Annotated in this window: 11 protein-coding genes; 7 read left to right on the top strand and 4 right to left on the bottom strand. The window is 41.4% G+C overall.

From position 1 onward, the window contains the following. Positions 1-367: 367 nt before the first annotated feature. The gene (locus tag WHS63_RS02735; protein WP_445203788.1) at positions 368-532 is read right to left on the bottom strand and encodes a hypothetical protein; all 165 of its coding nucleotides are present in this window, start codon (positions 530-532) and stop codon (positions 368-370) included. A 352-nt stretch (positions 533-884) separates the two neighbouring features. On the opposite strand from WHS63_RS02735, the gene uvrB reads away from it, so the two are divergent. After that, positions 885-2,891: an excinuclease ABC subunit UvrB gene (uvrB, locus tag WHS63_RS02740; RefSeq protein WP_445203789.1), complete on the top strand. Its 2,007-nt coding sequence runs from the start codon at positions 885-887 to the stop codon at positions 2,889-2,891. Positions 2,892-3,062: 171 nt separating this feature from the next. Here the strand turns inward: uvrB and WHS63_RS02745 are convergent, their stop codons facing one another. Beyond that, positions 3,063-3,245, bottom strand: coding sequence for a hypothetical protein (locus tag WHS63_RS02745; protein WP_445203790.1), 183 nt, complete (start codon positions 3,243-3,245; stop codon positions 3,063-3,065). A gap of 797 nt (positions 3,246-4,042) precedes the next feature. Here WHS63_RS02745 and WHS63_RS02750 point away from each other — a divergent pair. The 4 genes from WHS63_RS02750 to WHS63_RS02765 all read left to right on the top strand — a co-directional run bounded on the left by WHS63_RS02750 (position 4,043) and on the right by WHS63_RS02765 (position 9,592). Beyond that, positions 4,043-4,636, top strand: coding sequence for a hypothetical protein (locus WHS63_RS02750; protein ID WP_445203791.1), 594 nt, complete (start codon positions 4,043-4,045; stop codon positions 4,634-4,636). Between the two features lie 163 nt (positions 4,637-4,799). Further along, positions 4,800-5,246: a hypothetical protein gene (locus WHS63_RS02755; RefSeq protein ID WP_445203792.1), complete on the top strand. Its 447-nt coding sequence runs from the start codon at positions 4,800-4,802 to the stop codon at positions 5,244-5,246. Between the two features lie 64 nt (positions 5,247-5,310). Then, positions 5,311-8,787: an OmpA family protein gene (locus tag WHS63_RS02760; protein ID WP_445203793.1), complete on the top strand. Its 3,477-nt coding sequence runs from the start codon at positions 5,311-5,313 to the stop codon at positions 8,785-8,787. 247 nt (positions 8,788-9,034) lie between these two features. After that, the gene (locus WHS63_RS02765; RefSeq protein ID WP_445203794.1) at positions 9,035-9,592 is read left to right on the top strand and encodes a manganese efflux pump MntP; all 558 of its coding nucleotides are present in this window, start codon (positions 9,035-9,037) and stop codon (positions 9,590-9,592) included. An 8-nt stretch (positions 9,593-9,600) separates the two neighbouring features. Here the strand turns inward: WHS63_RS02765 and WHS63_RS02770 are convergent, their stop codons facing one another. Together WHS63_RS02770 and WHS63_RS02775 are read right to left on the bottom strand one after the other, a co-directional pair. After that, positions 9,601-10,296, bottom strand: a complete 696-nt coding sequence (locus tag WHS63_RS02770) for a cytidylate kinase-like family protein (RefSeq protein ID WP_445203795.1) — start codon at positions 10,294-10,296, stop codon at positions 9,601-9,603. Positions 10,297-10,408: 112 nt separating this feature from the next. Beyond that, the gene (locus WHS63_RS02775) at positions 10,409-12,133 is read right to left on the bottom strand and encodes an ATP-binding protein (protein ID WP_445203796.1); all 1,725 of its coding nucleotides are present in this window, start codon (positions 12,131-12,133) and stop codon (positions 10,409-10,411) included. Positions 12,134-12,389: 256 nt separating this feature from the next. Here WHS63_RS02775 and WHS63_RS02780 point away from each other — a divergent pair, with 256 nt between their 5' ends. Both WHS63_RS02780 and WHS63_RS02785 read left to right on the top strand, forming a co-directional pair. Further along, entirely contained in the window at positions 12,390-12,971 is a 582-nt protein-coding gene (locus WHS63_RS02780; RefSeq protein ID WP_445203797.1) for a glutaredoxin domain-containing protein, read from the top strand. 11 nt (positions 12,972-12,982) lie between these two features. Then, positions 12,983-13,270 (top strand): GroES family chaperonin, encoded by a 288-nt coding sequence (locus WHS63_RS02785; RefSeq protein ID WP_445198612.1) that lies wholly within the window; start codon positions 12,983-12,985, stop codon positions 13,268-13,270. Positions 13,271-13,484 lie beyond the last annotated feature (214 nt).

Genomic DNA, 13,484 nt, shown 5'->3' on the forward strand with positions numbered 1-13,484 from the left:
CCACGGGGCACCCATCGGGTCGGGCTTTTCAGCCTTGATCTTCTTTGGTTCTTTCTTGTATCAAGACAAGAAAGAACGTGTAAATCGCTCTTTGCCATACTTTTAGGTTGCGATGCAACGCTTCACTCTTACTCTTTGGAATACCACAGCGTGCATCGCAATACATGTGGGTGCGGCCATGGAGTTACAAATGTTTCGCCCCTACGGGGCTGGAAGCGTTGTTCGTTGTTCTTGAAACTATTGTCATGTTGAGCGCAAGCGAAACATCTCAATGGGTCAATTAGAGATCCTTCGCTACGCTCAGGATGACAAATGAAGTTATTCGTGTAAGTTGTTCGTGGAATATTACCTCACCCAAACCCTTTTCCTAAGAGGGGATGGAGCGGAAGAAGCAAGCAGAGGCATAAAAGCCCGACCCGGCAATGGGTCGGGGGTGGAACGTGGCGGTGGGCTTTGTAAGCGATACCACATGAGTCACGCCGCAGGCGTGACGAATAGTATCGCGCGGCAGTTCCACCCACGGGGCACCCATCGGGTCGGGCTTTTCAGCCTTGATTTTCTTTGGTTCTTTCTTGTATCAAGACAAGAAAGAACATGTGAATGGCTCTTTGCATTACTTTTCTGTTGCGATGCAACGCTTCCTCCTTGCTCTTTGGAAAAAGTATTGTATGCATCGCCTATAATTTTGAATCCCACAATACCCAGGGTTAAAACCCTGGGCTCAGTTGATTTGCCCTACGGGGCTGGAAACGTTGAACTTAATATTGAATCCCGCTTTGCAATACAAACTCCTAAACCTTGAACTTTGAATCCCGCTTTGTGGCTTAGTCTCATTATCTTGTTCGCAGCACACTTTTACACTATTTTTACTACATTTGTGGAATATGGAATTCAAGCTAATATCGGATTTTAAACCAGCAGGTGATCAGCCTGAAGCAATAAACCAGCTAACCGAAGGATTGATACGTGGCGATAGGTACCAGACCCTGCTCGGGGTAACCGGCTCGGGTAAAACATTTACCATTGCTAACGTTATTGCCAACCTTAATAGACCCGTTTTGGTGCTTAGCCACAATAAAACTCTGGCCGCTCAACTTTACGGAGAGTTTAAAGCCTTTTTCCCCGAAAATGCCGTTGAGTACTTTGTTTCATACTATGACTACTACCAGCCGGAAGCTTACCTACCCGTAACCGATACTTACATTGAGAAAGATCTTTCCATTAACGACGAAATTGAAAAGTTAAGGCTTAGCGCCACTTCCTCATTGCTATCAGGAAGGCGCGACGTTGTTGTTGTTTCCTCAGTATCGTGCCTTTACGGTATTGGAAACCCACAGGATTTCTACAACAGCAAGATAAACCTTAGGGTTGGACAAAAAATTACTCGCAACCATTTACTACGCCAGCTAGTTGATAGTCTTTACTCAAGGAACGAGGTGGAGTTTAAGCGTGGTACCTTTAGGGTTAAAGGCGATAGCGTTGATGTTTACCTTGCATACGGCGATAAAGGTATTCGTATCATTTTTTGGGGCGATGAAATTGAAACCATTGAGGAGTTCGACCCTGTTTCTGGGCGTTTCATTGAAACGTTAGACGATACTGTTATTTACCCGGCAAATATTTTTATTGCTGGGAAGGAGCGTATCAACGAGGCTATCAGACAAATTCAGGATGATTTAGTTAAACAGGTTGAATTCTTCCAGAGCCAAGGGCGTTTACTGGAAGCCAAACGCATTAAAGAGCGAGTGGAGTACGACCTGGAAATGATTCGCGAACTTGGATACTGCCCGGGTATAGAGAACTACTCGCGTTACTTTGATGGTCGCCCTCCGGGCATGCGCCCGTTCTGCCTGCTCGACTACTTTCCCGACGATTTTATAACTGTTATTGACGAAAGCCATGTTACCATACCCCAGATAAGGGCCATGTATGGTGGCGACAACTCCCGCAAGCAAACGCTGGTAGAGTATGGTTTTAGGCTGCCCGCAGCAATCGATAACCGCCCCCTTAGGTTCGAGGAGTTTGAACAGCTGGTTGGGCAAACCATTTTTGTTAGTGCAACTCCTGCCGATTATGAGCTTACAAAATGCCAGGGCATTGTGGTTGATCAGGTGGTTAGACCCACCGGCCTACTCGATCCCCCAATTATTGTTCGGCCATGCCAAACCCAGGTTGATGATTTAATTGGGGAAATAAACCAATGCGTTACCCGCGATGAGCGAGTACTGGTGACCACCCTCACCAAACGCATGGCCGAGGAACTAACAAAATATTTAACCCGCCTCGATATCCGGTGCAGGTATATTCACTCCGATGTCGATACCCTTGAGCGCGTGCAAATCATGGAGGATTTGCGGAAAGGGCTCTTCGATGTTCTGGTTGGTGTTAACCTGCTGCGTGAGGGGCTCGATCTGCCTGAGGTTTCGCTCGTTGCCATACTCGATGCCGATAAGGAGGGATTTTTGCGCTCCGCGCGTTCACTTACCCAAACCGCTGGTAGAGCAGCGCGAAACATTAATGGTAGGGTAATTATGTATGCCGATAAGATTACCGACTCCATGCGCATTACCATTGAGGAAACCAATCGTCGTCGTGAAAAACAGCTACGTTACAACGAGAAACATGGCATCACACCTACCCAGATAGTCAAAGCCCATAAGCCAATAATGGGCAGCATGCAATCGGCTGCTAAGGTATATGTGGAACCCGAAAAGGTTGACTATGCTGCCGATCCTGTTGTTAAGTACATGACCCGCGATGAACTCATCCAAGCCATCGAGCATGCACGTCAGGCCATGGAGGCTGAAGCCAAACAACTTAACTTTATTGAAGCCGCCCGCTACCGCGACGAAATGTACGCTCTACAAAAAATGCTTGAAAGCAAGAGGTAGAGGGTAGTTGCTCGTTATTCGTTGCTCGTTGTTCGTAAAAAACGACCTCACCCCCTCCCCTCTCCTGACAGGAGAGGGGTGAAGCAATTAGGAGGCCTGATTGCAGGGCTAAAGTCTCCCCTCTCAGGGGAGATTTAGAGGGGTCATCTAGGTTGAATATAGGAAACATCTTCAACCCAGCCCTTCTTCCTGAGAGGGAGTGGAGCGGAAGAGGCAAGCAATGGCATAAAAGCCTGACCCGGCAATAGGTCGGGGGCGGAACGTGGCGGTGGGTATAGTAAGCGATACCACATGAGTCACGCCGCAGGCGTGGCGAATAGTATCGCGTGGCAGTTCCACCCACGGGGCACCCATCGGGTTGGGCTTTTCAGCCTTGATCTTCTTTGGTTCTTTCTTGTATCAAGACAAGAAAGAACGTGTTATAGCTTTTTGCAATGCTTTTCCTTTGCGATGCAACGGTTAACCCTTGCTCTTTGGATTATGTATTGCGTGCATCGCTGTACATACGGAAGTTTCATGGAGTTACAAATATTACGCCCCTACGGGGCTGGAAGCATTGGTCGTTGTTCGTGAATGTCATGTCATTCACTCTGTGAAACGCTGTATTACATTGTGTAACTCTGTGTTACTTGTTTTTTACAGCTCACAAGACTATTGTCATGTTGAGCGTTAGCGAAACAACTTATTGGGGTCGATTAGAGTTCCTTCGCTTCGCTCAGGATGACATGGTGAGTTGACAGTTGATGGTTGATAGTTGATAGTGAAAAAAAGCCTTTCACTAAACACCAAACACTAAAAACCCCTATACACTGCACACTGTACACTGCACACTATTCAATAGATCCTTCGCTTCGCTCAGGATGACAAGCGGAGTTGACAGTTGATGGTTAATCGATACCGTTTAACGGTTCACGATTCACGGTTCACGGCTCACGGTTCACGGCTCACAAACCTCTTTTCACTTTTAACTTTTAACTTTTAACTTTCCCCATCCCCCTTTCCCCAAGCCTAACAACCTTTTATCTCCAAAAACAAAGATTTTATCAACAAAATTTGCATGTGAAAAAAAAAATATATTATTTTTAAAAAATATTTCAATTAACTGGAACTAAATTCTCTAAACACTATTTATTAACTTAACACTTACAGCTATGAGAAAACTATTTTTTGCAGCAGCCATGTTGCTCCTTAGCCAGGCTGGCTTTGGGCAGGCAGTAAACGACCAGGCCATTATTCCTGTGTCGGTTACACTGAACTCAATTTTACGCTTAACGGTTGTATCGGGTGGTAACATTGATTTTGTTGTAAACACAATAGATCAATACACTTCTGGTATAAATACTGGGGGTGGTGATGCTCGTTACCAAACAAATTTTACAGTTTCAGCTTCTCAGGACTTTAATGTTACAATTAGAGCTGAGGATGCTAACTTTTTAGGGCAAGACAATGCAGCTAATACCATGCCTCTAAACAATGTAGGTCTCGATCTTTCAGAATCAGGTTCTGGTAACGATCCAGCTAACTGGGCTTTGCCTGCAGCGGTATTAGCATTGACCAATGGGGCACAGAATATTGTAACCGGTGTAGCCGGAGCGGCTGCCGGTGGAGCCGACAAGAATAATTTTACTATTCGTTGGAGACTTGGCACCTCTGAAGGAGCAATGAATGCAAGTTCACTACTTGCGCAAAGTTTAACCCCCGATAGGTACATTACCAATGTATTTTTAGAGCTTGTTCCTAAATAGCAGGATAGGGCTTAGGCCCTATCCTTTCGCATTAATCATAACGGTAATGGCCTGTAGTAGGTTGTGTAGTAAGGTATTTATTTTATATTTCCTAACATTACTAGTATTTACCTTACCTTTTAATGGTAAAGTAAGAGCCCAGAATATTACTAAAAGGATCTGGGTGACTTCCGGAGGGTCGGTTGCATTTAGCTTTAAATCCCTTACTGAGTATTCATCAGGGAAAGTATTAAACAATTGGACCCGATTAAATATTCACTATAGGGATACCTCAAATGCCGGAGGCGATGGGACTAGTATAGGTTGGAGACTATTGGTAAGAGCTGGTTCAGCCACCATACAATCGGATGGCGCTGCACCTGATATTCCCCTTACTGCAATACAAGTAAAACCAAATACAACAATTCCCGGTACTACAACAACCGATATTACACTATCCAGTGCTAATCAAATTATTGTGGAAGGTGGCGATCCGGGTGCATCACCTGTAACAGGCGAAATTGTGATTACTTATGAATGCGGTACACCTCCCGCTACCCCTTTATTGGGTAGGCGGCCCGATTATTACTTTGTTGATCTAATTTTTACATTGGTGGAAATTAACCCCTGATGTTTTGAAAGTGAGTTACAAAAGAATAGTATTATTACCATTATTTTTTATTGCCCATAATTTAATGGGCCAATATTTATTTTTTAATACTTTCGAACCACAAAAAATTGATATTAAATTTGTAAAGCATAGCGTTGAAGCAAGCAAAGGAAAAACAATTTTCAACGTTGTTAAAGTAATAAATCAATCCTCACAACCACAAACCTTTACTTTTCAGCTTACTGTACCTTCAGGTTGGCAAGTATTGGGTTATGAGAAGCAAGAGTTAACACTTCCCCCGCTCGACTCAACTCTAATACCCGTTAGGGTAGCAGTTGGTGAAAATGTTCGAGGTGATATTGGGTACTCAATAATTGCAGCAATTTCGGACTCTCGAGGTAATCTTATTAAGAATGAGTACAGTTTTGTAAAGGTACCCCGCGAGGTTGACCTTAAGGTGAAATTTCTTACCCGATTTGAGTATTTGGACCAACAAACGGGATATGCTCCCATTAAAGTAAAAATTGAAAATAGGGGTAATAGGGAGGAACTTGTAAGTATTAACCTGGAAACCGATAACTACTTAGGCATTGGAACTGCCCGGTTAAAAAATTATATCCAGGATGTTAATATAGCTCCTTACACCGATTCAACTGTTATTTTTGACGTTTACTTGGACAAAGAAATTCAAACTAGCCGCGATTTATTTAAGTTGAATATACAAGCTAAAACTATCGATAGCATATTCCGCGCAACCAGCTGGCTTAAAAATTTATCATATTCATATACAAATTACATACCCGAATCCCGTAGGGTTCTAATTGCGGAGCTTTTTGCCCGAGGGCTATTCTCAAACTATGCAAAACCTGCATATGCATCAATAATACAAGGTAATATTTTATTTCGTAAACAAAGGGAGATTTACTTTTTTTATAACAACGATAATACAACACCAACTGAAAATCTTTATCGCTATAACAGAATGTGGGTTGGTTATAGAAACGGTAAATATTTTATTCAGGCAGGTGATATTAATAAGAGCATTGAAAGTAGTCTTTACGGACGAGGCGGAAGTGCTGGAATTAGTATAAAAAAATTCAGGTTTGAAGCCATTGCAACTCAAAGAGTTATAAATCCACAAAATAATTTTGGAGCAGAACTTGAATTTTCTCCCTCTCAAAACTATGGTTTTAAACTAGGGGGTGTTTATACAGAATCGCTTAACGAGAATTTCACCTCTACTATTGGTTTAACTGGTTTTAGGCTTGCACCAATAAAAAGACTAAGATTAGGTTACGATATTGCTTACAATCAAGTAAAATTTGGAAGGCCAAATGATACTGTTTTTAATAAAGTTGCTTTAGGCCATACAGCCTATGTAAACTTCAATACCAGAAAACTTAATGCATCAGTTCGTTTTAAATCTGGTCAACCTTTTCTAAACTCAAGTTTTAATGGTCGGTCCGAATTGATGTCGCAATTTGTTTATACCCTTAATGATAAAAATTATATACAATACTACGCAATTGACAACCGGAATAGCCCAGGCGATTACCGTACCTACAACTTAGTAAAACAGCCATTTACTAATTTCCATAAGCAGTTGGTTACGTGGGGGTACTTTCCAAATAACAGGATACACTTTTTTACTGGGCCAGGTTTTGAAGTTAATTCATCAGATATCTTCCCTGTTATTAGAAGGGGTCAAGATTATTTTTCAACATTAGTTTATAATTACAATGTTGGTTTCCGTTTTAAAGGCGAGAAACCCGGTAGTTCTTTAACTGCACAAGTATTTACTGGATTTGTAAATGTAATCCATAAACCCATTTATTTTGTTGATTCAACCTTTTCCATACCCCCTACACGTGCTAAATTTAATTATCAGTATTTCTCACTCAATTTGCGACAACCACGCTGGGGCTTTCAAGCCATGTATACCAATGGCCCACGTTCGGTATACGAGCAGTTTAGCTGGTATTATGCTTCCAGGCCAAACCGCCTTTTAAGGGTTATGCCTTACTTTGATTCCTTTATCTATAAAGAAATGCTGCGCTTGCAGGTAAATATCTCATACTCTAACGATTTAGTTTCTAAATCAAGCTATTCCAACATAACCTCTCAAATTTATTGGTATCTACCCAAAGATTGGCAACTACGATTTTTAAATGTTTACACCATACAATCCAGGGTAACGCCAACCGAAGCAGTCGAGCGTTTTCAGAATATGTACTTCGAAGCTAGTGTGCGTAAGGAGTTTGGCATTCAACAACCCTACCTGAAATTCCACACCTTGAAACTAGTATTTTTCAAGGATTTCAACGGTAACAGGATAATGAATGAGAATGAACCGGGAATTAAAAATGTTCTGGTAAATATTCAAAGGGTTGATAGCGAGGCCATGGAATATGCTGACTTTACTTCCGGCGAATTACTTTCAAACCAATATGGCGAAGTGGTTTATGAAAATATTCCTGCAGGAATTTATGAACTATCATATAACCCTGTTGGTAATGAAGCTGGAACATTCTCTAAAGCTGATATAGACATCAATTTTACACTTAATAAGGATATGACTCTGTATATCCCTTTTGTTGAAAAAAACAAAGTTTTTGGTCGAGTTATTCTAAATCGTAGTAAATTATCAGGATTAGGGAAAGTTGATGTTTCAAATGTAAGGGTAACCGCTACCGATAGCCGAGGAAATACTTACTCCACACTTACCGATAAGAATGGCGAGTTTGTTATTTATGCTCCCGTTACCGATGAGTACATTGTTAATATTAACAACATTTATTACCAGGACTTTGACCTACGCCAGAACAACTTCCGGGTTCAGTTCAATGGCTACAAGCAGTTTGAGGTAAACTTTGTATTTGATGAAAAGATACGCCGTATCAACTTTAGCCCATCGGCTCAGGACCTAGCTGCCGAGGGAGTTACACAAATCCGTCGAACAAACCTAAGGGGTACAGTTAAGGATGCGCTATCGCTCAAGCCACTAAGGGCACGCGTTAACCTGGTTAACACCAAGAACAATAGCATTGTGGGATCCGTTTACTCCAACCCGCAAACAGGCGATTATGCCATATCGTTTGCAGCCGATGATATTTATGCCCTTGAGGTTGTTGCCGACGATTACTGGTACTATGCCGAAAATCTTAACCTGAACCAGGTTACCACGTTTATGAATGTTACCCGCGATGTACTGCTTAAACCTATAGCAATAGGCTCAAAGCTTGAACTCAACATCCGATTCGATATCAACAAAGCTGACCTTGGCCCCGAAACAGTTGCTGAGCTTAACCGCTTGATCAGTATTCTGCGCCAAAATCCTGGCATTAAGGTTGAGGTTCAGGGACACTCCGATGACCTTGAAGCAATTAACAATCAGAAGATTGCAGAGGATCGCGCTAAACGGGTTGCCCAGTACCTGATTGAGAATGGCTTTAGCAATCTGCAGGTTCGTGGCTTTGGTAATACAGTTCCAATAGCACCTAACGATACCGAAGAAAACCGTGCACTTAACCGTAGGGTTGAAATTGAGGTTATAGGGAAGTAGGTGAGGAAGGGTAAAGGATAATCGTTAAACGTTATTCGTTAAACGTTAAACAGTTTATGGTATACTTTTTACGTTTCATGGCTCACGCTTTACCTTTCACGTTTCACGGTTTACGGTTCACGGCTCAAATATCACGTTTCATGTCTCACGGTTCACGGTTCACGGCTCACGTTTAACGAACTTCCTAATCCCCCAAAATCCAACTTCTCCCCTATTATCTTTATCTTTGTCAAAATTTTGAATTATCATGTCTTTTTTTACCATTACTCTTCTAGCAATAGGTCTTTCCTTCGATACCTTTGCAGTATCAATCACGTGCGGAATAGCCCGGAAACATATTGTATTTTGGGAGGCCTTTAGGGTTGCAGCAGTATTTGCTTTTTTTCAGTCAACAATGCCGCTTTTGGGCTGGGGTTTCGGGTTAGCTATAAAATCGGTTATTGAGCCTATTGATCACTGGTTAGCGCTGGCATTGCTTTGCCTTATAGGCATAAAAATGATTGTTGAGGCATTTGGAAGGGAGGAGAACAAAAGCACTCTTGATCCACTAAACCCAAAAGTACTTTTTACCCTTGCATTAGCAACCAGTATCGATGCTTTTGCAGTAGGGATAGGGTTTGTAGCGGTAAATGTAAACATGCTGCATGCATACCTTATAATTGGCTCCGTTACTTTTTTGGTAGCCATGCTTGGTATGCTTTTCGGAAAAAGTATTGGCAGCGTGTTGGGTAAAAGAATGGAGATAATAGGTGGGCTTATACTAATTGGGCTGGGAGTAAAGATCGTTATTGAACACGTTAGCTAAGGACTTTATTAAACGATAAGGTTACGCACCTCCATGGCATGGATTATAATATCAACAATCTCCTGCACCGATAGGGTCATGGCATTAAAGGTGATATCAAAGCGGGTATAATCAGTGTCCTTCCCGCCAAAATAAACCCTAATCTCTTCGCGCTTACGGTCAATTTCACGGACATACAGTTCAGCCTCCCTGGGTTCAAAATGGTACATTTCCTCAACCCGCAACACTCGCCATTCAAAAGGGGCTTCAAGGTGTATATGAATTGAACGAGGAATATCACGGGTTATTGCTACACCGCCTCTTCCCAGAATAACAACATGCCCTTTTGAGGCTTCGGATCGAATAATGTTTTTTACTGTATTCTGAATGTGTTTATCGCTTTTATAGTATTTTGTTGACATTGACTCTAGTATCTCCTGCATTATTCCCTTGCGCTTTGCTTCAAACACATAGTCAATATCCTCCTTAGGTAAACCAAGTTTAGCAGATGCAATGTGGAGAATCTCTTCCTTTGCCAACCAACGCCAGGCTAACTCATTTTTCAACCTGTACCTTTTATTTAATTCCTCAATTAGTGTTGAAGAAACCTGTTTACCCGGGCACCCCATTTCGCGCGAAATGGTTACAACCGGCCCTGGCTCCTTGTACATATCGCTAGGTCGTTTTCCCCATTCCGATAAATATTTTATAAGGGCTATACTCATAGAATTTTCTATTTGTTCTAAAGATATAAAATTTAAGATTTCAAGTCAATAAAAAAGGGGTTAGAAAAACTTAACCCCAAATGATTTGGCCAAAATAGAAATTGAACAACCTTTAAACACTGGCTTTTGGCAATGTAAAGAAGAACTTGCTACCCTTATCGGGTTGGCTTTCGGCCCAGATCTCACCACCATTCATTTGAACAAACTCTTTACATAGAATCAGTCCCAATCCCGTACCCTTTTCATTCTTGGTTCCAGGCGTGGAGGTAATTTGGGTACCAAATAGCTTTTGAAGTACATCGGGTGTCATACCCCTACCGGTATCCTCAACACATACAGTTACCCTATCCGCACAGGTAGTACTCCATATTGTGATCCTATCGCCAGCATTACAGAATTTTATGGCATTGGAAATCAGATTACGAATTACAATATCACTCATATCGGTATCGGCAAAAACAAAGGTACCATCCGGAATACTGTTCTTTAACTTGATCTCCTTATTTTCAGCAGCCTCGTTCAATAGCTGAATACGAGAATTCACCAACTGATTTAAGTCGAAGTTCTGAGGATTAACCTTTACCCCATGCATTTGGGTTTTAGCCCAGGTTAACAGATTCTCAAGTAGTGCTGTAGTATGGTTAACGTTAACCGAGAGCTCATCGAGTATCTCCTTGAAATTTTCAGGAGTAAAATGACCTTCCTTTGCAATGTTGAGCATGGTAATTAATGAAAAAAGCGGACTCCTAAGGTCATGGGCAATTATTGAGAACAGCTTATCTTTGAGAGCATTCAACTCACGTAACTCATCGGCCTGACGGCTAATAGCATCGCGCTGTCTGGAAATCTCATCGTTTTTCTCTTTTAGTAATCTGTTTGCCCTGCGTTTCTGAACGTATGCGTAGTAAAGTGCTGCTGCAAATGCCAACGAGAATAGTATTAAACCAATGTAAACCTTCTGAAGCAACTTTTGATGTTGAATTACTGCGTCGCGTAACTTCATCTCAGCGTTTAAAAGCTCTATCTGCATTTGCTGCTCACGGGTTAACTCTTCAACCTCTTTGAGGGTTTGCTCTTTTTCCTTCAATTCCTTACTTGTTTCAACAAGTCTCTTTTCAGTATGCTCCTTTTCCTGTGATACCTGCTGCACAACCCTACCTGCGCTATCAACCATGGCTTTTGCCTGCAATTCTTTCTTCCTGATTTCCTCGGCCTGTATTTTCTTGGTTAGCATGGCATACAGGCTAAAATATTCTGCAGCTTTTTCAGTATTCTTCAAACCCTCATAAGCCCTGTTGTAATTGTAGTATACATTACGTAGCAATTTCTGATCGCCAACCTCCTGTGCTATAGCTTCTGTTTTAGTAAGATTTGACAATGCGCCCTGATAGTTACCCTGCTCAATCTGAACCGTTGAAATATTATAAAGTATTTGACCAACGTCCCCTTTTTTCCCGCTTGAAGTGGAAATGTTAAGCGCACTCTCAAAACATTTTTGAGCATGGGTATAGTCTGAAATTTCAGAATAAACTAAACCAAGATTTACATATAAAAGCTTTTCGCCATTCTTATTCCCAACTTTAGTAATATTCTCAAGGGCTTTCTCAAAATAAACTATTGCGTTTTGGTAGTCATTTGCTCGCCAGTAGGAATTTGCTGCCTTATCGTAGTAGTAAACAGCCTGATTTGCATTCCCGGCATTTTCGTATTCCCTGGCCAGTTTAATAAAATCATCAACACCTTGAGGTTCCTGTGAAGGTATTACCGCAAAACCGGAATAGGACAAGGAGAAAAATAATATTAGTAGTGAATTTTTCCAGAAAAATGATTTAATCATAGTTTTTCCTTTTAAACCAACTGCAATTTTTTACTGAATCATACGTGGACTAATCTTTTATCGATACGTTTTACTCCATTTTTTCTGTGAATGGAACTTACGTGTAGGCAAATGGCTTTTTTTGTGTTGTAAATTTAAGTTTCAAAATAATGACAAATTTTCAAAATCAGCAAACTTGTCATATTTTGCATTGACATATTTACATTATTGTATATTTGGTTTAAAATTTGATTATGACTTTTAAAAATTGATAGCTATGCGCGAGATAACCAAACTAACAGAATTCACTGAACAAATTAAGGGAAAGGAAAGGGCTTACCTCTTAGTATTTAAAAAGGGAACAGGGGTTAGTGACTGTGCGTTCAGTGCAGTTAACGAAGCTGTTAACACTACAAAAATGGATAATGTATTTTATGTTGATGCCCCAACCTACCCTGAAATACACAAGCACTTCGGAGTAACCAGTGCTCCCTCGCTTCTGGTTTTTGAAAAGGGTCAACTTAAAGATATGGTAAAGGGCTGCCACGATGCACAGTTCTACAGGCAACTTTTTGAGAATGCTGTTTACCAGCAAAAAGCCCAAAACTCAAATCAACAAAAGAGTGTGACTGTTTATTCTACACCAACCTGCCCATGGTGCAACACCCTCAAAAGCTTCCTGCGTAAGAATGGTATAGTTTTTACTGATATCGACGTTTCGCGCGACCATGAGGCTGCTCGCCAAATGGTTTCAGCAACAGGCCAACAGGGTGTTCCTCAAGCCAACATTGGCGGTGAATGGGTGGTAGGCTTCGACCAGCAAAAAATTAAACGACTACTTAATATTCAAACCCAATAAATTTGTTCGATATGAAGGAATTAGTACCAGTTAACCAGCATGTTGTGCTCGACCTGAGCGACGATAACACTGAACAGGTTACATCATCGGGTATCATTATTCCCGATACAGCCAAGGAAAAACCATCGTGGGCAAGGGTAGTTGCCGTAGGCAACATCGAGAACTCCGAAATTGCTATTAACGATCTGGTGGTTTTTAAGAAGTATTCAGGAACCGAGGTTGAATTCGAAGGAAAAACTTACCTCCTAATACCTTACGCCGATTTGCTGGCAAAGGTTGTGGAAACTGAATCAATTTAACTCTCGTATTCTGACTTTCCTAAGTTTTTGCACGCCACCGCTTGGCGTGCTTTTTACTTTTTTAAAATGCTCTGCTTTAAACCCAAGTACTATGAATTAATCGTTTTTCTCACTATTCCTCTAACTTCCTCTAACTTCCTCTAACTTCCTCTAACTTCTTCTAACTTCTTCTAACTTCTTCTAACTTCTTCTAACTTCTTCTAACTTCCTCACA

Source organism: Tenuifilum sp. (assembly GCF_037481895.1).
In the GTDB taxonomy this organism is placed as follows: domain Bacteria; phylum Bacteroidota; class Bacteroidia; order Bacteroidales; family Tenuifilaceae; genus Tenuifilum; species Tenuifilum osseticum.

What these genes read in the sequence shown, in the direction of transcription:
- WHS63_RS02735 (WP_445203788.1), bottom strand. Translation starts at nt 532, where the DNA reads ATGGGTGCCCCGTGGGTGGAACTGCCGCGCGATACTATTCGTCACGCC.
- uvrB (WP_445203789.1), top strand. Translation starts at nt 885, where the DNA reads ATGGAATTCAAGCTAATATCGGATTTTAAACCAGCAGGTGATCAGCCT.
- WHS63_RS02745 (WP_445203790.1), bottom strand. Translation starts at nt 3,245, where the DNA reads ATGGGTGCCCCGTGGGTGGAACTGCCACGCGATACTATTCGCCACGCC.
- WHS63_RS02750 (WP_445203791.1), top strand. Translation starts at nt 4,043, where the DNA reads ATGAGAAAACTATTTTTTGCAGCAGCCATGTTGCTCCTTAGCCAGGCT.
- WHS63_RS02760 (WP_445203793.1), top strand. Translation starts at nt 5,311, where the DNA reads ATGGGCCAATATTTATTTTTTAATACTTTCGAACCACAAAAAATTGAT.
- WHS63_RS02765 (WP_445203794.1), top strand. Translation starts at nt 9,035, where the DNA reads ATGTCTTTTTTTACCATTACTCTTCTAGCAATAGGTCTTTCCTTCGAT.
- WHS63_RS02770 (WP_445203795.1), bottom strand. Translation starts at nt 10,296, where the DNA reads ATGAGTATAGCCCTTATAAAATATTTATCGGAATGGGGAAAACGACCT.
- WHS63_RS02775 (WP_445203796.1), bottom strand. Translation starts at nt 12,133, where the DNA reads ATGATTAAATCATTTTTCTGGAAAAATTCACTACTAATATTATTTTTC.
- WHS63_RS02780 (WP_445203797.1), top strand. Translation starts at nt 12,390, where the DNA reads ATGCGCGAGATAACCAAACTAACAGAATTCACTGAACAAATTAAGGGA.
- WHS63_RS02785 (WP_445198612.1), top strand. Translation starts at nt 12,983, where the DNA reads ATGAAGGAATTAGTACCAGTTAACCAGCATGTTGTGCTCGACCTGAGC.